The sequence below is a fragment of the Nonomuraea sp. NPDC004354 genome (assembly GCF_053602555.1).
In genome coordinates this window covers 22815-45211 of the sequence record NZ_JBSGDV010000033.1, presented here as the reverse complement: position 1 = coordinate 45211, position 22397 = coordinate 22815, and the positions used below count along the sequence as shown (strand labels likewise).

The window sequence follows — 22397 nt, the reverse complement described above, 5'->3', positions numbered from 1 at the left end:
CGACAAAGCCCGAGGCAAGCCGCATGCTGGGGGTATGGACGTCACTTACGACCGCCGGGAACAGCTCCAGCAGGTCCAGAGCGGACTGCTGCCCGGGGAGCAGATCATCGCCGTCTACGACGCCATCGGCACCGGAACGGGATTCCTCGGTCTCACCGACCGGCGCGTGATCGTGCAGGACAAGTCGTTCGTCGGCAAGCGGCTCGCGATCACCAGCATCCCCTACTCACGGGTCTCCGCCGTCAGCGTCGTGAGCAACAAGTCGTTCGCCGGGTCGTTCTTCTCCTCGGGGGCGATCGCCATCCACGTCGGCACCCACACCTACGAGGTGGAGTTCCGCGGGGAGAACAAGGCCCAGCACGTGCACAACGTGATCATGCACTACATCTCCGGTCAGGGCGCCAGCCAGGCGTAGGCGGCGAAGCGGCCGGTCACGCGGTCGCGGCGGTAGGAGAACAGCTCGGGCGACTCGATCGTACAGCGCTCGTCGTGCCGTACGTCCTGGACGCCCGCGGCCCGCAGCTGGGCGGCCACTCCCGCGCGGACGTCGAGCGCGGGAGTGCCGAGCCGGGTGGTGGAGCGCATCTCGGGCGGCGCGGACTCGCTCAGCTCGGGCGAGACCTCGTAGCACCGGCCGCAGGCGGACGGCCCGGCCAGCGCGACCATCCTGCCCGGCTGCGCCCCGTGCCCCGCCATGGCCTCGACCAGCGCCGGGACCACGCCCTTGAACGTGCCCTCGCGCCCGGAGTGTGCCACGCCGACCAGACGCGCGACCGGATCGGCCACGACCACGGGCACGCAGTCGGCCACCAGCACGGCCAGGCCGACGCCCGGCAGGTCGGTGAAGACCGCGTCGAGCGCGGGCGGCTCGGCGCCGAACGGCTCGCTCACGTAGGCCACCTCGGCGCTGTGGACCTGGCGCATGTACACCACCCTGTCCGGGTCGAGCCCCAGCTCCGCGGCGGTGTCGCGGCGGTTGGCCAGCACGCTGCCGGGATCGTCGCCGACCGCGCCGCCGAGGTTCCTGCCGTCGTACGGCGGCGCGCTGGCGCCTCCCTTCCGGTCGGTGACGACAGCGTGCACTCCCTCGGCCAGCAGCACGGGCTCCCCTTCGATCGTCGGCCCCTGCAGCCTACGCCAGCCGCATCGCCACGGCCGCCGCCCAGAACCCCGGAAGGCCCGGCCCTGGCGCACCCGCCGACCGGCCCCCGGCGGGCGGCGCGAAACCGACGGGCAGCGCGAAACCGACGGGTGGTGCGAAACCGACGGGCGGTGCGGAGCCGGCGGGTGGTGCGGAGCCGGCGGGCGGTGCGGAGCCGGCGGGTGGTGCGGAGCCGGCGGTCAGCTCGTCAGTGAGCGGTAGAGGTCCATGGTGCGCTCGGCGATGCGCTCCCACGAAAAGTGCTCGATCGCACGCGTCCGGCCGGCCGCGCCCATCTCCCTGGCCCGGTCGGGGTCGCCGAGCAGCGCGTTGATCCGCTCGGCGAGGTCGGCGGCGAACTTCTCCGGATCGTCCGGCGTGCCGTCGGCCCCCTGCTCGATGGGCACCAGCAGCCCGGTCGAGCCGTCGGCCACCACCTCGGGGATGCCGCCGGTCGCGGTGGCGACGACGGCCGTCCGGCAGGCCATCGCCTCCAGGTTCACGATCCCCATCGGCTCGTACACCGAGGGGCACACGAACACCGTCGCGTGCGTGAGCAGCTGGATGACCTCCGGCTTGGGCAGCATCTCGGAGATCCAGAACACCCCGTCGCGCTCCAGCCCCTCGACCAGGCCGCGCACCTCGGCGGCGATCTCGGGGGTGTCGGGGGCGCCGGCGCACAGCACGAGCTGCGCCCCCGCGTCGAGGTCGCGGGCCGCGCGCAGCAGGTGGACCAGCCCCTTCTGCCGGGTGATCCTGCCGACGAAGACGACGTACGGCCGGCCCGGGTCGATGCCGTGCTTGCGCAGCACCTCGAGCCCGTGGTCCGGCGCGTACTCGACGGTGTCGATCCCGTTGTGGATCACGGTCACCCGGTCGGGGGCGATCTCGGGGTAGGCGGTCAGCACGTCGCGGCGCATGCCCTCCGACACCGCGACGATCGCGTCGGCCGAGGCGAGCGCGGTGCGCTCGGCCCACGAGGACAGCGTGTAGCCGCCGCCCAACTGCTCGGCCTTCCACGGCCTGAGCGGCTCGAGGCTGTGGGTGGTGACGACGTGCGGCGTGCCGTACAGCATCTTGGCCACATGCCCGGCGAAGTTGGCGTACCAGGTGTGGCTGTGCACCAGGTCGGCGCCCTCGCACGCGGCGGCCATCTCCAGGTCGACGCCGAGGACCTGGAGGGCGGCGTTGGCGGTCTCCAGGCCACCGGGCACCCGGTAGGCCGAGACACCCGGCTCGTCCCTGGGGGCGCCGAAGCACCGGACCCGGACGTCGGCCAGGCGCCGAAGCTCCCTGGCGAGGTATTCGACATGCACTCCGGCACCGCCGTACACCTCGGGCGGGTATTCGCGACTCAGCAGATCCACGCGCACACTGCGACCCTAACGCACGCCGCCCTCCCGGCGACGCGGGAAAACACCCGGGTAAAAACGTTGATGAGATGTTCTTGGTGTACTTTCCTTCGCCGGCATGTGCACCATGCTGTCGAGGAGCCGGAAAAGGACCTTCCCGTTTTCCCGCCCCACCGCTCCTCGCCGTGCCCCTGCCCCAGCGAATTCGCACGTCACCCACCTGCCGGCGCCGGCCGAATGAATTGTCCCGCACCATGGATCCCGCGGCCTTTCCGAAATGTCCGCGGCGGCAATGGAAGGAGGACGAGAATGCACGGAAGGCAACGTGCGCTCCTCATCGGAATGGCGCTGGCCGCGCAACTGGCCGGGCAACTGGCCGGGCAACTGGTCACGGCCCCGGCCGCGAGCGCCGGGGTCGCGGCGATCCCGGCGGCCGGTCCGGCACCGGGCGCCGGGATCCTCGCGCGGACTCCGCCGCGGACCGACCGGCAGAAGCAGCTGTACAAGAAGGGTTACGACAAGGGCATCTACCGCGGACGGCTGGACTGCGAGCAGAGCAAGCCCTTCCACATCGATCCCACCGGGGTGAAGTGGTACGACCAGGGCTACCGGCACGGCTACTCCAAGGGCTTCACCACCTGCGAGCGTCCGATGACGCCGAAGCTGACGCCCACGCCGAGGCCACCCATCAGCCCGCCCGTCAGCCCACCGACCAGCCCGCGGCCGTCGTAGCGACGGCTCCGCGGGGCCTTCCAGGGCGGCGAACGTGTCCCCATGGTCGCGATCATGGCGGTCCGCGACTCGCCGCCCGGATGACAGGCATGTGGACCTGCGTGGACTGCCCGTTTCGGGGTAGCGTCCAGCCATGACGTCGCCCAGGGTTCTCGCAGTCGTTCTCGCCGGTGGAGAAGGCAAGCGGTTGATGCCGCTGACAGCGGACCGCGCCAAACCCGCGGTGCCGTTCGGCGGAATCTACCGGCTGATCGACTTCGTGCTGTCGAACCTCGCCAACGGCCACTACCTCCAGATCGTGGTCCTGACGCAGTACAAGAACCACAGCCTCGACCGCCACGTCTCGCGGACCTGGCGCCTGTCGGCCATGCTGGGCAACTACGTCACGCCCGTCCCCGCGCAGCAGCGGCTGGGTCCGCGCTGGTTCTCCGGCTCGGCCGACGCGCTGTTCCAGAACCTCAACCTGATCTACGACGAGATGCCCGAGCACGTGATCGTGTTCGGCGCCGACCACATCTACCGGATGGACCCGCGGCAGATGGTGGCCCAGCACGTCGACTCGGGCGCCGACGTGACGGTGGCGGCGATCAGGCAGCCGCTGTCGCTGGCCGACCAGTTCGGCGTCATCGAGACCGATCCGTCCGGCCGCAGGATCGTCGCGTTCAGGGAGAAGCCGAAGGACGCGGTGGGCCTGCCCGACTACCCGCACGAGATCTACGCCTCGATGGGCAACTACGTCTTCAAGACGCAGGCCATGATCGACGCGCTGCGCGAGGACGCGCTCGACCCGACCAGCAAGCACGACCTGGGCGGCAACATCATCCCGATGATGGTCAAGTCGGGTGGCGCCGACGTCTACGACTTCGCCAACAACCTCGTGCCCGGCTCGACCGAGCGCGACCGGGGCTACTGGCGTGACGTGGGGACGCTCGACGCCTACTACGAGGCGCACATGGACCTGATCTCCGCGCACCCGGTCTTCAACCTGTACAACGACCGGTGGCCGATCTTCACCGGGCACGATCCGCTGCCGCCCGCCAAGTTCGTCCACAACGAGGGCGACCGGGTGGGCCGCGCCATTGACTCGCTGGTCTCCCCCGGGGTGATCATCTCGGGCGGCGCCGCGCAGCGCTCGATCCTGTCGCCGCGCGTGGTCCTGCACTCGCACTCCCGCGTGGAGGACTCGGTGCTGATGGACAACGTCAAGGTCGGCAGGGGCGCCATCGTCCGCAAGGCGATCATCGACAAGAACGTCGTCATCCCCGACGGCGCCAGGATCGGCTTCGACCTCGACTACGACCGCACCCGCTTCGCCGTCACCAGGGGCGGCGTCGTGGTGATCGGCAAGAACGAGATCGTGGATCGCTAGCCGGAGCGCGAGAAGGTCGCCCGCGCGCGAGGGACGGCCCGGTGGTCTCTCCCGCGCGAAGGCCGCCGGACGCGGTGGACGGTGGTGCGCCACGCTTCGGCGCCGGTCTCCCGCGCGCGAAGGCCGCCGAGGGCCGCGCTAGAGGGCCCGCCGATGCCGCCGAGGGCTACTGAGGGCCGCCGAGGATCACTGAGGAGGGTCGCTGAGGGTCCGCCGATGGCCGCCGAGACGGGCCGGCCCGCATAACGAGTGGCGCAAGACGTGCCGGGTCACTCCGGCCATCGGACATCATGGTCAGTGTGACAAGTGAGGCACCTGACGCGGACGACCGGTTGAAAGTTTCCGGAAAGACCGCCGCAAGCGGCAAGGCCGACGATGACGCCATGCCAACCCCAGGCGCCACACCCACTCTGGCCGACCGGCTGCGCCGGGATCTGCGGAACCCCCTGTTCCTCCAGGCCTACGCGCTCATGATCAACACCGGGATCACCGCCGTGCTCGGGCTCGGCTACTGGTTCCTGGCCACGAAACTCTACTCGCCCGCCGCCTTCGGCGAGGGACAGACGATGATCAGCGCGATGCGCCTGTTCTCCTCGCTGACCGGACTGGCGTTCGTGGGGGCGATGGCGCGGTTCATCCCCGTGGCGGGCCGCCGCACCTCGGAGTTCGTGCAGCGCGGCTACGCCGTGGCGGGCGCGACAGGTGTGGTGGCGGCGCTGGGCTTCCTGCTGACGCTCCCACTGTGGGGCCCGGCCTACGCGAGCCTCGGCGGGCTCGGTCCCGGGCTGTTCTTCCTGGCCTCCGTGCTGGTCTGGACGATCTTCACGCTCCAGGACGTGACGCTGGCGGGCCTGCGCAAGGCGATCTGGGTGCCGGCCAACAGCCTGGCCTTCGGGCTGGTGAAGATGGCGATGCTGGCCGGTCTGGCCTTCGCCCTGCCCGAGGGCGGCCTGTTCGGCGGCATCTTCCTGTCGTGGATCATCCCGACCGCGATGGCGCTGATCCCGATCAACTGGTTCATCTTCAGGTACGCCATCCCCCGTCACGTCAGGGAGAACGCCGGCGACCCGCCCCGGCTCCGCGAGATCGGCAGGTTCCTGGCCGGAGACTTCCCCGGCGCGCTGTCGCTGCTGCTGACCCTCTACCTGGTTCCGGTCCTGGTGGCCGCCTGGCTCAACAACGCCACGGTGTTCGGCTACTTCTCGGTCACCCACACGCTGGGCTGCATGATCGGCCTGTTGGCCGCCAACATGGCCGTCTCGCTCACCGTCGAGGGCGCGTTCAAGGCCGAGGAGTTGGCCCGCAGCGTCCGCAACGCGCTGCGCCGTACCGTGGTGATCATCGTGCCGATCGTGGCGATCGCGGCGCTGGGCGCGCCGCTGATCCTGTCGGTCTTCAGCGCCGAGATGGCCGAGGCCGCCGCGCCGCTGCTGCGGCTGATGGCGCTGTCGGTGCTGCCGGGCATGCTGATCGAGATCCACCTCAGCACGCTCAGGGCCATGAGCCAGGCCAGACGGCTGGCGATCGTGCAGATCGGGCTCGCGGGGCTGATGCTGGGCCTGATCGGCGTCCTCTTCCCCGTCGCGGGGATCACCGGCGTTGGTTGTGCGGTGCTCGCCGCCAATGCCGTCGTCGCGCTGGCGGTGGTGCCGCATCTGCGCAGAGTTGCCGCAGTTTCCTAACAAGGATGGGTATGTTCCAGCTTGATATGAAACGCTCTACCTTCTCGGTCATCCGCCCGGCTGAGCTCGGTGAGAGCGAACTGACCGCCTGGCGTGGGATGCAGGCGGCCCAACCGCATCTGGCCAACCCCTTCCTGAGCCCCGAGTTCACGATCGCGATGGGTGAGGTGAGCAAGGCGGCGCGGGTCGGCGTCATCAGCGACGGCGAGGGCATCGCCGGATTCCTGCCGTTCGAGGTCGGCGCGGGCGGCGTGGGCGCCGCGATCGGCTCGTGGGTGTCGCTGTGCCAGGGCGTCATCCACCGGCCCGGCGCCGACTTCGCCGCCGACACGCTGCTGAAGGGGCTGGGCCTGCACGTCTGGGAGTTCGGCTGCCTGGTGGAGCGTCAGCCGTGGTTCCACCCCTACGAGACCCTCTCGCAGCAGAGCGTCGTGCTCGACCTGTCGGACGGCTACGCCGCCTACGCGGCCGGGCTGGCCAAGCGCTCGTCGAAGTTCTACAAGAGCACCCTGTACAAGGAGCGCAAGCTCGGCAGGGACTTCGGGGAGGTCACGTTCGACTTCGCCGCGCGCGGCGCCGACGACTTCCGCGTGCTGCGCGAGTGGAAGTCGGCGCAGTACCGGCGCATGGGGCGCGCCGACAGGTTCGGGCAGTCCTGGGTGGTGGAGCTGGCCGAGCGGCTGCACGCCATCGACTCGCCCACCTTCGCCGGCCCGCTGTCGATGATGTACGTCGACGGCCGTCCGGTCGCCGGGCATTTCGGGCTGCGCTCCGACACGGTGCTCATCGGCTGGTTCCCGGCCTACGACCCCGAGTTCGCCAAGTACTCCCCCGGCCTCATCCAGCATCTGCACATGGCCGAGGCCGCCGCCGAGATCGGCATTCGCTCCCTCGACCTGGGCATCGGCACCAACTCCGAGTACAAGGACGCGCTGCGCAGCACGGGCGCCCCCGTGGGCGAGGGGGTGGTGCGCCGCCGCACGATGGGCGCCGCGCTGCACCGCATGCGCCACGAGCCCGTCCGCCGGGTGCGCCGGCTGATCCTGGAGTCCCCCCGGATCTACGGCGCCGTCGACAAGGTGCTGCGCGCGTACGGCAGGCGCCGGTGATGCGCGACAGGGCGGGCCAGGACTGCATCCACGTGCCGTCGGGCCGGTTCGCTCTCTACCTGGCGCTGCGCCACTGGTTCAAGCCCGGTGACACGGTGCTGCTCGCGCCCACCAACTGCGAGATCGTGCTGTTCATGGTGCTGGCGGCCGGCCTGACGCCGGTGCTGGCGCCGGTCTCCTGGCGCGACGGCAACATCGACGTGCCCGCCGTCGACTGGACGGGCGTGTCGGGCGTGCTCACCACCCACCTGTACGGCCAGCCCGACCGGATCGCCGAACTGCGACAGGCCTGCGCGCGCCACGGCGTCACGATCATCGACGACGCCGCCCACGCCATGCTGACCACGGTCGACGGGCGGCTGGCCGGCACGTTCGGGGCGGCGGGCGTCTACAGCCTGGCCAAGCACGGCCGCGCGATGTCCGGCGCCTACCTGACCTGCGCCGATCCGGCGGACCTGCGGACGCTGGCGCAGGCGAGGGACGACCTGCTCGTGCCGGGACGCCAGCTGGCCGCCGTCCTGCGGCCGGTGATCAGGGAGACGATCTACCGCACCGGGCTGGTGCGCCCGATCTGGCACGCGCTCAAGCGCCTGGGCCTGATGACCTGGACGGGGCACCGCCTGCCGTCCAGGGAGCCGGAGCTACGGGCGGCGCTGGCCGCGCGCGGGACGGGCCCGGCTGCCGACGCCGCGCTGCTGTCCGCCCTCGACTACTGGCTGTCGATCGACCAGGCGGACTGGCGGATGCGCCACGGTCCGCTCGTGCGCCGCTACCAGGACTCCAGGTTCCGGGTGATCGACCGCGAGCGGGAGGCGCGCCTGGCGGGCGTCCGGCTGCTGCGCGACACGCCCTGGGCCGCCGAGGGGGTGCGCCACGCCGAGCCCCAGCCGCTGCTGCGGGTCCCGCTCGTGGTCGAGGACAGGGACGCCGTCGTCGCCCGGCTCGAACAGCAGGGTGTGGTGCCCGGGTTCATCTACGACCCGCCGCTCCACGACTATCTCGACCTGGTGCCGGCCGGGCCGAACCCGGAGGCCGCGCGCTGGTGGACGAGCCATGTGCTGCCCGTCGACCCGCTGCGCGCGCGCCGGATCGCGGGGCTGCTGGCCGAGCTGGAGGTCCGGCCCGCCGTACCGCCGCCCATGTGACCCCGGGCGTGGCTGGCGTGGGTCCATGCCCGGGGCGAATGGCGTTCACATCCATCCGGGGGGCGCCATTCCCGCCGGTCAGACCTGAGAAAGAAAAAGCCTGTCGGCTTGGACCGTTTTCTTTCTCGCGAACACCACAAAGGTAAATGGCAATTCGCGTGTCCGCCACAGAATAAAATCTGGTCCGTGCGCAGATTATCCGCCGCCGAACGCCGCCTGTGGCGGGCCTTTCCCACGGGGGCGTGGGTGGACCTGCGCACGGGCGACAGGGAACTCGACGACCCGGCGCAGGCCGATCGCTGGGGCCGCGAGCGCGAGGTGCGGGCCGAGGTGATCGCCGCGCTGCTGCTCGGCGCGGTCGAGCGCACCCCCGGCCGGGTAGCGGGGGTACGGCTGGCGGGCGCCAGGGTGGTCGGCGCCCTCGACCTGTCCGGCGCGACCATCGACGCCACCCTCTACCTGCTCAACTGCCACCTGGCCGAGCCCGTCGACCTGTCCGACGCCACCGCCAGAGGTGTCCGGCTGCGCGGCTGCGAGCTGGCCAGGGTCAAGGGTTCGCGGATGAAGGTGGACGGCCTGTTCGAGTTGGACGGCTCGACGGTGCACGCGGGCGTGCGCCTGGACAACGCGCGGGTGGAGGGCCAGTGCCGCCTGTCAGGACGACGATCAGCGCGCCGCTGCCGCGCACCTCGACCTCGGAGTCGGCCCACGGCGACGTCCGCGAGCCCGAGGGCGGCGTCACTGACACGATGCACGAGTGGGCGCTGTGGGCGGGCGGCCTGTCGGTCGGCGGCGGCACCTTCCTGCGCGGGCTGCGCGCCCACGGCGACCTGCGGCTGATCGGCGGTACCTTCCCCGGCGGCCTCTACCTGGAGGGCGCGCACGTCGGCGCGGTCAACGCCGACTTCATGACCGCGGGCACCGCCGAGCTCAGCGCCGGCTTCAGGGCGGACGGCACGATCAGGATGCGCGGCGCACGCGTCGACGGGGTGCTGTCCTTCCACCATGCAGAGCTTCGTGCGGAGGGCCGGGCGCTGCACCTCAGCCACATGCAGGCGGACGAGGTGATCATGCGGCCCGACGTGATCGAGGGCGAGGTCAACTTCGGCTACTCGCGCTTCGGGGTGCTGCTGGACTCCCCCGACGCCTATCCGGGCGCGGTGCGGCTCAACGGCCTGACCTACGAGTCGCTGCGCGGTCCCTGGTCCCTGGCCGAACGGCTCGGCTGGCTGGGCCACGACCCCGGCGGGTACCGGCCGCAGCCGTACGAGCAGCTGGCCTCGTGGTACCGGCGCATCGGGCACGAGCCGGAGGCGCGGCGGGTGCTGCTGGCCAAGCAACGGCGGCGGCGCGGCACCCTGCGGCCGGCGGGCAAGGTGTGGGGGCGGCTGCTCGACGTCATGGTGGGCTACGGCTACCGCTCGTGGCTGGCGGGTCTGTGGGCGGCGATCCTGCTGACCGCGGGGACGGTCATCTTCACCCGCGTTCCGCCGGTCCAGGTCGACCCTGACCAGGTGCGCACGTTCAACGCGTTCGTCTACTCGCTCGACCTGCTGGTGCCGGTGAGTGTGTTCGAGGTGCGCGGCGCGTACGAGCCGGCCGGGTGGACGGCCTGGGTGGCGTGGACGCTGGTGGTCTCAGGCTGGGTGCTGGCCACCGCGCTGATCGCGGGCGCCACGCGGGTCCTTCGGCCAGCCTCCGGGGCCTGAGTCGGCGAAGGCGCCGTAGGAGGAGCTCTCCACCCGGAAGCGGGGCAGCGCGTGCGGGTGGTGGGCCTTCAGGTAGGCCACGAGGTGCTCGCGGGCGTCGGCCTTCAGGTCCCAGACCGAGGCCGAGTCGGCCGCGCTCATCAGTGCCCGCAGCTCCACCAGGCCGTTGGGCAGGATGTCGGTGACCTGGAGGGTCCAATCCTTCTGGTCCCACAGCGGGTGGTCCTTGATGAAGCGGTGCAGTTCCTCGCGCAGCTCCGGTACGGGCACCGACCAGTCGACGCGGAAGTAGACGTGGCCGATGACCCTGCTGCCGTGCCTGGTCCAGTTCTCGAACGGGTTCTGGGTGAAGTAGGAGACGGGGAAGACCAGACGCCGCTCGTCCCACGAGCGGACCACGACGTAGGTGAGCGTGAGCTCCTCGATCCTGCCCCACTCGCCGTTGACCACCACCACGTCGTCGAGCCGCAGCGCATCGCTGAAGACGAGCTGCAGCCCGGCGAGCATGTTGCCGATCGTGGACTGCGCCGCGATGCCGACGATCGCGCCGGCGATGCCGGCCGAGGCGAGCAGTCCGGCGCCGAGCGCGCGCACCTCGGGGAAGGTGAACAGCGCGGCGCCGAAGGAGATCACGATGATCACCGCCGCGGCGGCCCTGCGGACCAGCGCGATCTGCGTTCTGGCCCGCCTGGCTCTGCGGTTGTTCTCCTCGACCTGTTCGAGCCGGTCGAGGACGACGTCGGTGACCGCGTAGGCGGCCTGGATGAGCAGCCAGGTGAACGCGGCGATGGTGAGGATGCCGGTGAGACGCTCGACGATGGGCAGCGCCGCGCTGCCGACCATGCTGGGCACGAACGCGGTGTTGAAGGCCACCACCGACGCCACGGCGAACGCCGGCCAGGTGCACCTGCGCACCAGATGCCCGACGAAGTCCCAGGTACGGGCGGCTCTCAGGAGGAGCCTGCGAACCAGCTCGACACAGACGACCGCTCCGAGGACGGATGCGATCAGGATGAGCCAGTTCACCGGCGCCACGATCATGCCCCCTAATGTCTCAGAATGTCTCGTCGAAGGTCACATTGCCCTCGACCGCGACCTGGTATGCCGACACCCTGCGCTCGAAGAAGTTCGCCAGCTCCTGCACGTCCTGCAGCTCCATGAACGCGAAGGGGTTGGCGGTTCCGTACCTGACGGGCAGGCCGAGACGGCGCAGCCGCTGATCGGCCACGTACTCAAGGTACTCGCGCATCTGCTCGACGGTCATTCCCGACATGCCATCGCCGCACAGGTCACGGGCGAAGGCCAGCTCGGCCGCCACCGCCTCCTCGATCATCCTGGTGACCTGCTCGCCGAGCTTGTCGTCGAACAGGTCGGGCTCCTCGGCGCGCACGGTGTCGACGACGCTGAAGGCGAACTCCATGTGCATCGACTCGTCACGGAAGACCCAGTTGGTGCCGGTGGCCAGGCCGCCGAGCAGGCCGCGGGAGCGGAACCAGTAGACGTAGGCGAAGGCGCCGTAGAAGAACAGGCCCTCGATGCAGGCGGCGAAGCAGATCAGGTTGAGCAGGAAGGCCCGGCGGTCCGCCCTGGTCTCCAGCCGCCGCAGGTCGGCCAGGGAGTCGATCCAGCGGAAGCAGAACTCGGCCTTGTCGCGGATGGAGGGGATGTTGTCGACGGCGGCGAAGGCCTTGACGCGCTCGTCCGGGTCGGGCAGATAGGTGTCGAGCAGCGTCAGGTAGAACTGCACGTGCACCGCCTCCTCGAACAGCTGCCTGGACAGGTACAGGCGGGCCTCGGGGGCGTTGACGTGCTGGTAGAGGTTGAGCACGAGGTTGTTGGCGACGATCGAGTCGCCGGTGGCGAAGAAGGCGACCAGCCGGTTGATGAGATGGCGTTCCTGGGGCGTCATCCTGGCCAGGTCGGCCAGGTCGCTGTGCAGGTCCACCTCCTCGACCGTCCAGGTGTTGCGGATGGCCGCCCGGTAGCGCTCGTAGAAGTCGGGGTAGCGCATCGGGCGCAGCGTCAGGTCCATGCCGGGGTCGAGCAGCACGTGGTTCTCCTTGCGGTGGGTCGTCGTCGGCGCGGCGGGCGAGGGCTACTGGCAGGCTTCGCAGATCTCGGGGTTCTCCAGCGAGCAGGCGACGGCCTCGCTCACCGTGAAGGCGGGCTCTGGGGCGGGCTGAGCGGTCGCCTGCACGGTCGTCTGGGCGATCCTCGTCGCCGGGCGCGAGCGCAGGTAGTAGGTGGTCTTCAGCCCCTGCTTCCAGGCGTAGGCGTACATCGACGACAGCTTCCCGATCGTCGGCGTGGCCATGAACAGGTTCAGCGACTGCGACTGGTCGATGTACGGCGTCCGCGCCGCCGCCAGGTCGATGAGCGCCTTCTGCGGCAGCTCCCACGCGGTCCGGTACAGCGTCTTGAGCTCGGCCGGGATCCCGGGGATGTCCTGCACCGACCCGTCGGCCCGCTTGATCTCGTCGCGCATCTCCTGCGTCCACCGCCCGAGCCGCTGCAGGTCGGCGACCAGATACCGGTTGACCTGCAGGAACTCGCCGGACAGGGTCTCGCGCTTGAAGACGTTCGACACCTGGGGCTCGATGCACTCGTAGCATCCGGCGATCGAGGCGATCGTCGCGGTGGGCGCGATGGCGATCATGAGGGAGTTGCGCAGGCCGGTCCGGTCGATCTTGGCGCGCAGGGCCGTCCACGCGGGCGAGTCGCCGGCGCCGAAGTGGTCGGGGTGCAGCACCCCCTGGGCCGCCCTCGTGTCGCCGTAGGAGGGGTGGCGCCCGCGCTCGACGGCCAGGTCGGCGGAGGTGTCGTAGGCGGCCAGCGCGATCTCCTCGGCGATGCGCGTGGACAGCGCCAGCGCCTCGGCCGAGTCGAACGGCAGGCGCAGCGAGAAGAACACGTCGGCCAGGCCCATCACGCCGAGCCCGATCGGCCGCCACCGCAGGTTGGCGGTCTCGGCCTCCGGCGTCGGGTAGAAGCCCAGGTCGATCGTCTTGTCCAGGAAGCGCACCGCGGTCCGCACGGTGGCCCGCAGCCGGGCCCAGTCCATCGAGCCGCCGGCCAGGTGGGCGGCCAGGTTGATCGAGCCGAGGTTGCAGACGGCGGTCTCGCCGTCGCTGGTGACCTCGAGGATCTCGGTGCAGAGGTTGGACAGGTGGATGACGTTCTCCGGGCGCGCGGTCTGGTTGGAGGCGCGGTTGGCGGCGTCCTTGAAGGTCATCCAGCCGTTGCCGGTCTGCGCGAGCGTGCGCATCATCCGGCCGTAGAGGGTGCGGGCCGGGATCTGGCGGGTGTGCAGGCCGGCCGCCTCCGCGGCCCGGTAGGCGTCGTCGAACGCCTCGCCGTACAGGTCGGTGAGGTGCGGCACCTCCTTGGGGTCGAACAGCGACCACACCTGGTCGGCCTCGACGCGGCGCATGAACTCGTCCGGCACCCAGTTGGCGAGGTTGAGGTTGTGGGTGCGGCGGGCCTCCTCGCCGGTGTTGTCGCGCAGTTCGAGGAACTCCTCGATGTCGGCGTGCCAGGTCTCCAGGTAGACGCAGGCCGCGCCCTTGCGGCGGCCGCCCTGGTTGACGGCGGCGACACTGGAGTCGAGCGTGCGCAGCCAGGGGACGATGCCGTTGGAGTGGCCGTTCGTGCCGCGGATGAGCGAGCCCCGGGAGCGGACCCTGGTCCAGGCGATGCCGATGCCCCCGGCGTACTTCGAGAGCCTGGCGACCTGGCCGTAGCGCTCGTAGATGCCCTCGAGGTCGTCGCGCGGCGAGTCGAGCAGGAAGCAGGACGACAGCTGCGCGCGGCGCGAACCCGAGTTGAACAGGGTGGGCGAGCTCGGCAGGTAGGACAGCGTGGACATCAGGGCGTACAGTTCGGCGGCCTCGGTGACCGAGGCGGAAAGGCCGCACGCCACGCGCAGCAGGAAGTGCTGCGGGCGCTCGAGCACGCCGCGCGTGTCGGGGTGGCGCAGCAGGTACCGGTCGTAGACGGTGCGCAGCCCGAAGTACTCGAACCTGTCGTCGGCGCTCTCGTCCACCAGCGCGTCGAGGGCGGCGGCGTGGGCGGCCACGAAGGCGGCCAGCCCGTCCTGGAGCAGGCCGGCGGCGTGGGTGGCCGCGATCGACTCGGAGAAGGTCCGCACGCCGTGCGCGGCGGCCTCGTCGGCGATCTCCTCGGCCAGCAGCCTGGCGGCCACCCTGGAGTTCTCCGGATCGGCGATCACCCTGGCGGCGGCCTCCTCGATGGCCAGCCGGCGATCCACCTCTACGGTCTGCGTCACGCTCTCTCCTCGCGAGCTCGGCCTCGTGAGGGCAGGCGAGAGCGCGCGGGCATGCCGCGAGGCCCCCCGGCCCTCCCTCGAGGCCATGGACAGGTCACACCGCTGGCAGGTCTTCGGACTCGCGGGCGTTCGTCAGCTTCCTACTGGCCGTCGCTTCCCAGGCCATGGGCCCAGTGCGTCGTGACGGCGGTCGTTCCCGCTCACCGCTGCGGGGCAGCGCCGGATTCGCACCGGCTTCCCTTTTTGCTCCGCCCTGATCGGGCGAACCAGCGACGACCAGGATCCTACATCTAGTGGCCGCGGGCGCAACTACCCCAACATGTCGATGAGGCCGAGGTCTTTGAGCACCTCACGGGTCCGCTCGGTCTCCGACCCGAGCCACACGCCGAAGTCGCCGCCGCTGAGGGGAATCGGCTTCCACCCTCTCGTACGGCACGCATCCGCCCACTGCCGGGACCCGGTGATCTCCTCGAGGATCGCGACCGCCTGGGCGTGCTCGCGCTCGGTCATCTCCCCCGGCCCGAGCACCCCGCACCAGTCGGCGAAGTCGACCCGCACGCCCGACTCCAGCAGCGTCGGCGCCTCGATGCCGTCGACCGGTTCGGCGGAGGAGACGGCCAGCACCCTGACCTGGCCCATGTCGATGCGCTTGCGCCAGTCGCCGAGCGGCCCGGCGGCGACGGCGGCCCGGCCCACGAGCAGCGCCGCGGCCGCGTCGTGCGTGGTGGGATAGCCGGCGTAGTCGAGCACCCTGGCGTCGGCGCCGAGCCCGCGCGCGACCAGCCCGAACAGCAGGTGGTCGGTGCCGCCCTGGGGCCGGCCCGCCAGCACCGTGGCGCCCGGGTCGGCGAGCAGCCGCCCGGCGAAGTCGTCGAAGCCGCGCAGCAGCGAGGCGGCGGGCACGACCAGCACCTCGACGTCGCCCACCAGCCTGGCCAGCGGGGTGCCGGCCGCCTTGGAGCCGTTGCGCAGGGCGGTCGCGAGCGCGGGCAGGCCCGTCACGGTCAGCGAGGTCCCGCCGTCGGCGACGCCGCTGTATCTGAACTGGCCCGCCAGGACCTTCGCGACGGGGATCCACGCCTCTCCGCCCGGCACGACGGTGAAGCTGGCTCCCTGCCGGGGGACCGTGGCGCCGCACCCGGCCAGGCACGCCAGCGCGGCCACCGTCCCCGGCACGAACGCTGCCACGAACTCCCGACGGCGCATGCGCGCCCCTCCCCGTCGCCCCCAACCCTTGTACAGGATGTTATTGGATGATCACCTTGCGTCACACCTCGGGGGTGGCGGGCAGGTCGGCGGGAACGGCGAGCAGCCGGATGTGGAGGGGCCTGGCCTCCGGCGGGGCGTCGGCGGCCCGCCGGCTGTACTTCTTCAGCAGCAGGATGTACTCCTCGAAGAAGTCCTCCAGCTCGTCCAGCCGCATCCGGCCGAGCGCGCGCGACACCTTCACCCAGGCGGGGTCGGCCTGGTAGGCGGCGGGCAGCTGCTCCAGGAGGATCCGCTTGTCCTCCTCCAGCCCGATCCGGTGGAACTCGGCGAGGACCGGGCGGTCCTCGGGGGCGAGCTGGGCGGGCAGCGGCAGCCTGATGTCGCCCGTCTCCGCCCTGCGCCACCACCGCTCGCGCCCGGTGGACCGCTCGGGGATCTCCTCGATGAATCCGTACTTCTCCAGCTGGCGCAGGTGGTAGCTGGTCGTCCCGGTCTTGGCGTCGAGCAGCGAGCCGAGCGTCGTGGACGTGGCCGGGCCGTGCAGGCCGAGGTGGCGCAGCATCGCGCGGCGCATGGGATGGGCCAGGGCCTTCAGCTTGCCTGGATCGTCCAGAACCCAGGGCTCGTCATCCTTCATGACGATCACCCTAGTACTCCAGAAGGATTTCTGCAGACATCTCTTTGCCGATAGTTCTCTGCAGACTATCTTCGGCAATATGACGCGATTCGTGAAGACAGTGATGCCGGCGCTGCTGGCGCTCTTAGCGGCACTCGGCCTGGCCGGGGCGGCTCAGGCCGCGCCCCCGGCCGCGCCCCCGGCCCCGCCCGCCGTACCCGTGCCCGGCGACCTGGCGGCGACGGAGGTGAGCTTCGCCGGCAGCGGGCTCACCCTGCACGGCACGGTCCTGGCCCCCAGGAACCGGCGCGGCGCGCTGCCGGGGATGGTGCTCGTGCACGGGGCCGGCGCCGGCACGCCCAGGACCAAGCTCATCACCGAGGCCGTGGAGTTCGCCAGGCGCGGCATGGCGGTGCTGGTCTACGACAAGCGGGCGGCGGGCTACTCGACCTTCCGGCGCTCCTACTCGCAACTGGCCGACGACGCGCTCGGCGCGGTGGCGGCGCTGCGCCGGCAGACCGGGGTGGACCCGGGCAAGGTCGGGCTCTGGGGGCTCAGCGAGGGCGGATGGGTGGTGCCGCTGGCCGCCTCCCGCTCCCGGGACGTGGCGTTCGTCGTGCTGGTCGGCGCCAACTCCCTCGAGCCGCTGCGCCAGCAGTCGTGGGCGGTCATGGCGGGCCTGCGCAAGGCGGGCGTGTCTGGGGCCCTGCCCGGCAGGGCGGTCCCCACGCTGTACCGGGCGATCTCCGCCGGCGGGCTGTTCCCCGAGCCGTGGCACGACCCGCTGTCTGTGCTGCGCGCTGTCCGCCAGCCGGTCCTCGCCATCTGGGGCACCCACGACCTGCTCACCCCGCCGCGGGAGAGCCCGCCGCTGATGGCGCGGGCCCTGGCCGAGGGCGGCAACGAGCACGTGACGCTCCGGCTGTTCCCCGGCGCCGAGCACGCCGCCCACCTGACCCCCGACGGCGGCGTCACCCGGCTGCCCGAACTGGCCCCCGGCTACGCCGACCTGGTCGGCTCCTGGGTGTCGGACGTCGCCACGGGCCGGGCGCCGCGGACGAGCCCGCCCCCCGCCGCCCCCCGGGCGCACCAGGCCTCGGCGACCGTCGCGGTGCCGCCGCCCGCCTGGTGGGAGTCGGCGCCCGTGCAGACCGCGGCGCTGCTGCTGTTCCTGACCGCCTTCCTCGGCTACCCGCTCACCGCGGCCGCCCGCCGGATCAGGCGCCTGGCCACGGCTTCGGGCGCACGGGGATCCCGCGAAGGGGCCTCCGGCACAGGGCGTCCAGGCGCGGCCGCCTCCGGCACAGGGCGTCCGGGCGCGGCGGCCTCCGGCGCCGGAGGATCCGGAGCGGAGGAATCCGGCGCGAAGGGAGCCGGGGCACGGTGGGCCGGGGCGGCGCCGAGGGTGCTGGCGGCCTCCGGTCTGGTCGTGGTGCTCGGCGGCTTCGCGTACCTGACCTACCTGATCATGACCGGTGGCAAGCTGGCCCAGCCCGGCCCCGTGCTGGCGGGACGGCCCGTGCTCTGGCTGGCGTTGCAGGCGCTGACGGTGACCGTCGCCGTCACCACCGTCCTGACCGCCCGCGCCTGGCGCGCGGCCGAGCGGCGCGCGGAACGGGTACGGCTCGGCCTGCTCGTCACGGCGGGCGCCGTGATGATCCCCTGGGCCCTCTACTGGGGCCTGCTGCTGCCGTGAAAGCGGGTAGGCCGTGCGGGGGGAAGGCGGTGCGGGGTGCGGGGGGGTGCAGGCCGTGCGGCTGTGCGGGCGCCCGGCCCGCACGGCCGCACGGCCGCTCCGCTACTCGACCGTGACGCTCTTGGCCAGGTTGCGCGGCTTGTCGACGTCACGCTCCAGGGCGACCGCCGCGTGGTAGGCCAGCATCTGCAGCGGGATCGAGAGCAGGATCGGGTCGAGTTCGATCTCGTTCTTCGGGATCACGATCACGTCGTCGGCCAGCTTGGCCTCGGGCTCGCGATGGCCGACCATGAGCACCCGCCCGCCGCGCGCCCTGATCTCGCCGAGCGTGGTGAGGTTCTTGTCGAGCAGCTCGTCGTCGGGCACGATCGCCACCGTCGGCAGCTCGGGGCCGATCAGAGCGAGCGGCCCGTGCTTCAGCTCGCTGGCCGGGTAGGCCTCGGCGTGGATGTAGGAGATCTCCTTGAGCTTCTGCGCGCCCTCGCGGGCCACCGGGTAGCCGCGCACCCTGCCGACGAACATCATGCTCGGGTGCCCCGCGTACTTCCTGGCCAGCTCGGCGATGCGGTCGCCCTGCTGGAGGATCTTCTCGATCTGCGCGGGCAACTCGCGCAGCCCCTCGACGATGCGGCGGCCGTCGGCCGGCGACAGGTCGTGCACCCGGCCGAAGTGCAGGGCCAGCAGGGCGAAGGCGACCGCGGTCGAGGTGAAGGCCTTGGTGGAGGCCACCGACACCTCGGGGCCCGCGTGCAGGTAGATGCCGCCGTCCACCTCCCTGGCGATCGCGCTGCCCACGGCGTTGACGATGCCGATGACCCGCCCGCCCTTGCGCTTGAGCTCCTGGACGGCCGCCAGCGTGTCGTAGGTCTCGCCGGACTGGCTGATGGCGACGTAGAGGGTGTCGGGGTCGACGACCGGGTTGCGGTAGCGGAACTCGCTGGCGGGCTCGGCGTCCGCGGGGATGCGGGCCAGCTCCTCGATGAGCTGCGCGCCGATCTGGCCGGAGTAGTAGGCGCTTCCGCAGCCGATGATCTTCACGCGGCGGAAGGAACGGGTCTCGCGGGCGTCCATGTTGAGGCCGCCGAGGTGGGCGATGTGGAAGCGCTCGTCGAGGCGGCCGCGCAGGGTCCTGGCGATCGACTCGGGCTGCTCGGAGATCTCCTTGAGCAGGTAGTGCTCGTAGCCGCCGGTGTCGTAGTGGCCCGCGTCCCAGTCGACGGTCAGCGGCTCCTTGGCGGTCTCGCGCCCTCCGCTGGCGAAGGTGTGGAAGCCGTCGGCGGTCAGGACGGCCAGCTCGCCGTCCTCGAGGTGGACGACCTGGCGGGTGTAGCGGACGAGGGCGGCCACGTCGGAGGCGGCGAACATCTCCTTCTCGCCGAGGCCCAGGACGATCGGGCTGCCGTTGCGGGCGACCACGATCTCCTTGGGCCGCTCGGCGTCGACGACCGCGATGCCGTAGGTGCCGACGATGCTCTTGAGCGCCTTCCTGACCGCCGCCTCGAGCGTGTCGGTCTCGGTCACCGTACGGGCGATCAGGTGCGCGAGCACCTCGGTGTCGGTCTCGGAGGCGAAGGTCACGCCCTCGGCGACGAGCCTGGCGCGCAGCTCGTCGGCGTTCTCGATGATGCCGTTGTGGACGACCGCGATGCGCTCGTCGGACGACAGGTGGGGGTGGGCGTTCTCGTCGCTCGGCACGCCGTGGGTGGCCCAGCGGGTGTGCCCGATGCCGAGCGCGCCCTTGAACCTGGCGGGTACGGCCTTGGCCAGGTCGGCCACGCGTCCCTTGACCTTACGCAGCTTGAGGCCCTTGTTCGAGACCACCACCCCTGCCGAGTCGTAGCCGCGGTACTCCAGGCGCTGAAGCCCCTCCAGCAGGATGGGCGCGGCATCCTTGCTGCCGACATAGGCGACGATTCCGCACATGGGCCAACCTTCCTATCCGTAGACGATCCTGCGCAGCTGGCGCAGCGACAGCTCGGGAGCCGCCACGCGCCGCACGGGTAGTTCCGCCGCGATCCTCGGGAAGATCTCGTCGTTGGTGAGGCCGCGAGACTTCAGCTCGCCGTGGCGGCGCCGTACGAACTCCTCGACCGGCTCGGAGAAGTAGGCCACCACGTCGGCCACCACGCGCGCCGCCTCACCGGGATCGAGCTGGCTCGTCCTGGTCAGGTGCGCGATGAGGTCCTCGTAGGGATGCACAGGGCAGGACACTACGCATGGATCACACGACACGCCAACATCCTGCCCGAAATCGGGCAGGAATTCCCTCGATCGGATACGACACGCCGAAGGGCGGGATGCCCGCAAGCCCCGTAGGCGCTGACAACGCGCGCAGAGATCGCCATACCCCTCGAAAACACGAGCCACATGCCCTTTACGCTACGTAATTGACTGGTCTCGCATCGCAGGGGGTTCTCATGCTCTTCTGGGCCGCCGCACTTCTCGTCGCGCTCGCCCCAGGAGGGGCGCAGGAGGATTTCCGGGCCGCGGCCAAGGAGTACGGCGTGCCGGAGAGCGTGCTGCTCGGGGTCTCCTACCTCGAGTCGCGCTGGGACTCCCACGACGGGCGGCCCAGCGTGTCGGGCGGTTACGGGCCGATGCACCTGGTGGACGCGGAGGCCGTACCGCAGGAGGGGCATGACCACACGGGCGACCCGCGCGGCGACGACGCGCGCCCCATGCGCATCGCCCCCGCGCACCCGCCCGCACACCCCGGCGCCCGCTCCCCCACCGCCACCCGTGACGCAGCCGCCGGTGACGCCGCCGCCGGTGACTCCTCCTCCGGTGACTCTGCCGCGGGTGACTCTGCCGCGGGTGACACCGCCACCAGTGACGCCGCCGCCGATCAGGACGCGCCGACCCTGCAGCGGGCCGCGCTGCTGACCGGGCTGCCCACCGAGACGCTGCGGCGCGACCGGGCGGCCAACATCCGGGGCGGCGCCGCGCTGCTGGCCGACCGGCAGCGCAGGCTCGGCGCCCCGCTCAGCGCCGAGCCCACCGCCTGGTACCAGGCCATCGCCGCCTACGCCGGCCCGTCCTTCGCCGGCGAGGTGTTCGAGGTGCTGCGCGAGGGCGCCGAGCGCCGCACCGACGACGGCTCGCTGGTCCGCCTGCCGGCCGCCCCCGTGCCGGTGTTCAGGACGGCGTCCGCCGCGAACACCGAGTGCCCCGCCACCCTGGCCTGCGAGTGGATGCCCGCCGCCTACAAGCGCTTCGGCAAGGACGACTACGGCAACCACGACAGGATGCGGACCGAGCGGCCCATCGACTACATCGTGATCCACGACACCGAGGGCTCGTACGGCGGCATCCCCACGCTGGTCAAGGACCCCAAGTACGTCAGCTGGCACTACACGATCCGGTCCGGCGACGGGCACGTCGCCCAGCACGTGGCGACCAAGGACGTGGCGTGGCACGCGGGCAACTGGGACGTCAACACCCGCTCGATCGGCATCGAGCACGAGGGGTTCATGGCCAGGGGCGGCAGCTGGTACACCGAGGCGATGTACCGCTCCTCCGCCCGGCTGGTGCGCTACCTGGCGAACAAGTACGACGTGCCGCTCGACCGGGCGCACATCATCGGCCACGACAACGTCCCCGGCGCGAGCGCCTCGGCCATCCCCGGCATGCACAACGATCCCGGGCCCTACTGGGACTGGGCGCGCTTCTTCGCCATGATGGAGGCCCCCCTCGGCGACGAGGCGGAGGACGGCAGGTCCGTGGTCATCAAGCCCGACTACGACGCCCACCGGCCCGACTTCGTCGGCTGCGTCCGCAAGCGTCCCGCCAAGCTGTGCGAGCCGCAGGGCGCCGCCAGCGTCTGGCTGCACACCGAGCCGCGCGACGACGCGCCCCTCGTCGACGACGTCGGCAAGCGGCAGAAGGGCGCCTCCACCTACAGCGTCTACGACCACAGCGCCCGCGCCAGCGCCGGCCAGCGCTACGCCCTCGCCGACACCAGCGGCGACTGGACGGCCATCTGGTACCTCGGCCAGAAGGCCTGGTTCCGCAACCCTCCCGACCAGCCCACCGCCGTCCGCGCCGCCGGCCCGCTGGTCACCCCCGTCCACGACCAGGTCAAGGTGTACGGCAGGGCCTACCCCGAACGGTCGGCCTACCCGCCGGGCGTGCGCTTCCAGGAGCTCACGCCGCTGCCGTACCGGCTGGGCAGGGGGCAGCTCTACTCGCTCGGGCAGACGGTCAGGGGCACCTATCTGGCGGCGTCGCATTTCAACCCGGCCAAGCATGTCATGGTGCGCGGCAGGATCCGCTACCACCAGATCCAGCTCGGCCACCGGATGATGTTCGTCAAGGCCGACGACGTGCGGATCGTGTCATGAAAGTCGGGCCCC

Annotated in this window: 19 protein-coding genes and 1 riboswitch; of the genes, 10 read left to right on the top strand and 9 right to left on the bottom strand. The window is 71.3% G+C overall.

All coding sequences use genetic code 11. The annotated features are described in order from the left end of the window. Positions 1–34: 34 nt before the first annotated feature. Positions 35–415: a PH domain-containing protein gene (locus ACWENQ_RS44075; RefSeq protein WP_354922518.1), complete on the top strand. Its 381-nt coding sequence runs from the start codon at positions 35–37 to the stop codon at positions 413–415. On the opposite strand, the gene pgeF is transcribed toward ACWENQ_RS44075, so the two are convergent. Next, positions 394–1101: a peptidoglycan editing factor PgeF gene (gene pgeF / locus ACWENQ_RS44070; protein ID WP_452419535.1), complete on the bottom strand. Its 708-nt coding sequence runs from the start codon at positions 1099–1101 to the stop codon at positions 394–396. The two genes, ACWENQ_RS44075 and pgeF, sit on opposite strands and share 22 nt — an antisense overlap. Positions 1102–1341: 240 nt before the next feature. After that, a complete protein-coding gene (gene glgA, locus ACWENQ_RS44065) occupies positions 1342–2508 on the bottom strand; it encodes a glycogen synthase (RefSeq protein WP_449927724.1) in 1167 nt (388 codons plus the stop codon). Positions 2509–2802: 294 nt separating this feature from the next. Here glgA and ACWENQ_RS44060 point away from each other — a divergent pair, with 294 nt between their 5' ends. The 7 genes from ACWENQ_RS44060 (at position 2803) to ACWENQ_RS44030 (ending at position 10239) form a co-directional block, all read left to right on the top strand. Next, complete coding sequence (locus ACWENQ_RS44060) at positions 2803–3225, top strand: hypothetical protein (RefSeq protein WP_449927722.1); 423 nt, start codon at positions 2803–2805, stop codon at positions 3223–3225. Between the two features lie 133 nt (positions 3226–3358). Beyond that, positions 3359–4594, top strand: coding sequence for a glucose-1-phosphate adenylyltransferase (glgC, locus tag ACWENQ_RS44055; protein ID WP_449927720.1), 1236 nt, complete (start codon positions 3359–3361; stop codon positions 4592–4594). Positions 4595–4977: 383 nt separating this feature from the next. Further along, positions 4978–6276, top strand: a complete 1299-nt coding sequence (locus ACWENQ_RS44050) for a lipopolysaccharide biosynthesis protein (protein WP_449927718.1) — start codon at positions 4978–4980, stop codon at positions 6274–6276. Positions 6277–6302: 26 nt separating this feature from the next. Beyond that, positions 6303–7385 carry a GNAT family N-acetyltransferase gene (locus tag ACWENQ_RS44045; RefSeq protein WP_354922536.1) on the top strand — a complete coding sequence of 361 codons (1083 nt, stop codon included), beginning with the start codon at positions 6303–6305 and terminating at the stop codon, positions 7383–7385. Further along, on the top strand, positions 7385–8530 hold the full coding sequence (locus ACWENQ_RS44040; RefSeq protein ID WP_452419534.1) for a DegT/DnrJ/EryC1/StrS family aminotransferase: 1146 nt from the start codon (positions 7385–7387) through the stop codon (positions 8528–8530). The genes ACWENQ_RS44045 and ACWENQ_RS44040 overlap by 1 nt, the downstream gene beginning before the upstream one ends. 186 nt (positions 8531–8716) lie before the next feature. Further along, complete coding sequence (locus tag ACWENQ_RS44035) at positions 8717–9370, top strand: hypothetical protein (RefSeq protein WP_452419533.1); 654 nt, start codon at positions 8717–8719, stop codon at positions 9368–9370. Beyond that, entirely contained in the window at positions 9280–10239 is a 960-nt protein-coding gene (locus ACWENQ_RS44030) for a membrane-associated oxidoreductase (RefSeq protein WP_449927710.1), read from the top strand. The genes ACWENQ_RS44035 and ACWENQ_RS44030 overlap by 91 nt, the downstream gene beginning before the upstream one ends. Here the strand turns inward: ACWENQ_RS44030 and ACWENQ_RS44025 are convergent. The 5 genes from ACWENQ_RS44025 to ACWENQ_RS44005 form a co-directional block, all read right to left on the bottom strand. Next, entirely contained in the window at positions 10168–11280 is a 1113-nt protein-coding gene (locus ACWENQ_RS44025) for a mechanosensitive ion channel family protein (protein ID WP_449927708.1), read from the bottom strand. The genes ACWENQ_RS44030 and ACWENQ_RS44025 overlap by 72 nt on opposite strands. Positions 11281–11293: 13 nt before the next feature. Further along, positions 11294–12289 (bottom strand): ribonucleotide-diphosphate reductase subunit beta, encoded by a 996-nt coding sequence (locus ACWENQ_RS44020; RefSeq protein WP_354922548.1) that lies wholly within the window; start codon positions 12287–12289, stop codon positions 11294–11296. Between the two features lie 45 nt (positions 12290–12334). Then, entirely contained in the window at positions 12335–14524 is a 2190-nt protein-coding gene (locus ACWENQ_RS44015; protein WP_452419532.1) for a ribonucleoside-diphosphate reductase subunit alpha, read from the bottom strand. 87 nt (positions 14525–14611) lie between these two features. Further along, positions 14612–14810, bottom strand: a riboswitch (cobalamin riboswitch). Between the two features lie 23 nt (positions 14811–14833). Next, positions 14834–15730, bottom strand: coding sequence for a tripartite tricarboxylate transporter substrate-binding protein (locus tag ACWENQ_RS44010; RefSeq protein ID WP_452419531.1), 897 nt, complete (start codon positions 15728–15730; stop codon positions 14834–14836). A gap of 61 nt (positions 15731–15791) precedes the next feature. Next, positions 15792–16370 (bottom strand): ArsR/SmtB family transcription factor, encoded by a 579-nt coding sequence (locus ACWENQ_RS44005; protein WP_449927700.1) that lies wholly within the window; start codon positions 16368–16370, stop codon positions 15792–15794. Between the two features lie 79 nt (positions 16371–16449). Between ACWENQ_RS44005 and ACWENQ_RS44000 the strand changes: the two genes are divergently transcribed. Next, positions 16450–18045 (top strand): alpha/beta hydrolase, encoded by a 1596-nt coding sequence (locus ACWENQ_RS44000; protein ID WP_452419530.1) that lies wholly within the window; start codon positions 16450–16452, stop codon positions 18043–18045. Between the two features lie 102 nt (positions 18046–18147). Here ACWENQ_RS44000 and glmS read toward each other — a convergent pair whose 3' ends face one another. Continuing rightward, the gene (gene glmS, locus ACWENQ_RS43995) at positions 18148–19968 is read right to left on the bottom strand and encodes a glutamine--fructose-6-phosphate transaminase (isomerizing) (RefSeq protein WP_452419529.1); all 1821 of its coding nucleotides are present in this window, start codon (positions 19966–19968) and stop codon (positions 18148–18150) included. 12 nt (positions 19969–19980) lie between these two features. Further along, positions 19981–20244, bottom strand: a complete 264-nt coding sequence (locus tag ACWENQ_RS43990) for a hypothetical protein (RefSeq protein ID WP_354922564.1) — start codon at positions 20242–20244, stop codon at positions 19981–19983. Positions 20245–20432: 188 nt separating this feature from the next. Between ACWENQ_RS43990 and ACWENQ_RS43985 the strand changes: the two genes are divergently transcribed. Next, a complete protein-coding gene (locus ACWENQ_RS43985) occupies positions 20433–22385 on the top strand; it encodes an N-acetylmuramoyl-L-alanine amidase (RefSeq protein ID WP_452419528.1) in 1953 nt (650 codons plus the stop codon). Positions 22386–22397 lie beyond the last annotated feature (12 nt).

Coding starts and splice junctions, on each gene's coding strand:
- ACWENQ_RS44075 (WP_354922518.1), top strand. CDS start 35: ATGGACGTCACTTACGACCGCCGGGAACAGCTCCAGCAGGTCCAGAGC.
- ACWENQ_RS44060 (WP_449927722.1), top strand. CDS start 2,803: ATGCACGGAAGGCAACGTGCGCTCCTCATCGGAATGGCGCTGGCCGCG.
- glgC (WP_449927720.1), top strand. CDS start 3,359: ATGACGTCGCCCAGGGTTCTCGCAGTCGTTCTCGCCGGTGGAGAAGGC.
- ACWENQ_RS44050 (WP_449927718.1), top strand. CDS start 4,978: ATGCCAACCCCAGGCGCCACACCCACTCTGGCCGACCGGCTGCGCCGG.
- ACWENQ_RS44045 (WP_354922536.1), top strand. CDS start 6,303: ATGAAACGCTCTACCTTCTCGGTCATCCGCCCGGCTGAGCTCGGTGAG.
- ACWENQ_RS44040 (WP_452419534.1), top strand. CDS start 7,385: ATGCGCGACAGGGCGGGCCAGGACTGCATCCACGTGCCGTCGGGCCGG.
- ACWENQ_RS44030 (WP_449927710.1), top strand. CDS start 9,280: ATGCACGAGTGGGCGCTGTGGGCGGGCGGCCTGTCGGTCGGCGGCGGC.
- ACWENQ_RS44025 (WP_449927708.1), bottom strand. CDS start 11,280: ATGATCGTGGCGCCGGTGAACTGGCTCATCCTGATCGCATCCGTCCTC.
- ACWENQ_RS44010 (WP_452419531.1), bottom strand. CDS start 15,730: ATGCGCCGTCGGGAGTTCGTGGCAGCGTTCGTGCCGGGGACGGTGGCC.
- ACWENQ_RS44005 (WP_449927700.1), bottom strand. CDS start 16,370: ATGAAGGATGACGAGCCCTGGGTTCTGGACGATCCAGGCAAGCTGAAG.
- ACWENQ_RS44000 (WP_452419530.1), top strand. CDS start 16,450: ATGACGCGATTCGTGAAGACAGTGATGCCGGCGCTGCTGGCGCTCTTA.
- glmS (WP_452419529.1), bottom strand. CDS start 19,968: ATGTGCGGAATCGTCGCCTATGTCGGCAGCAAGGATGCCGCGCCCATC.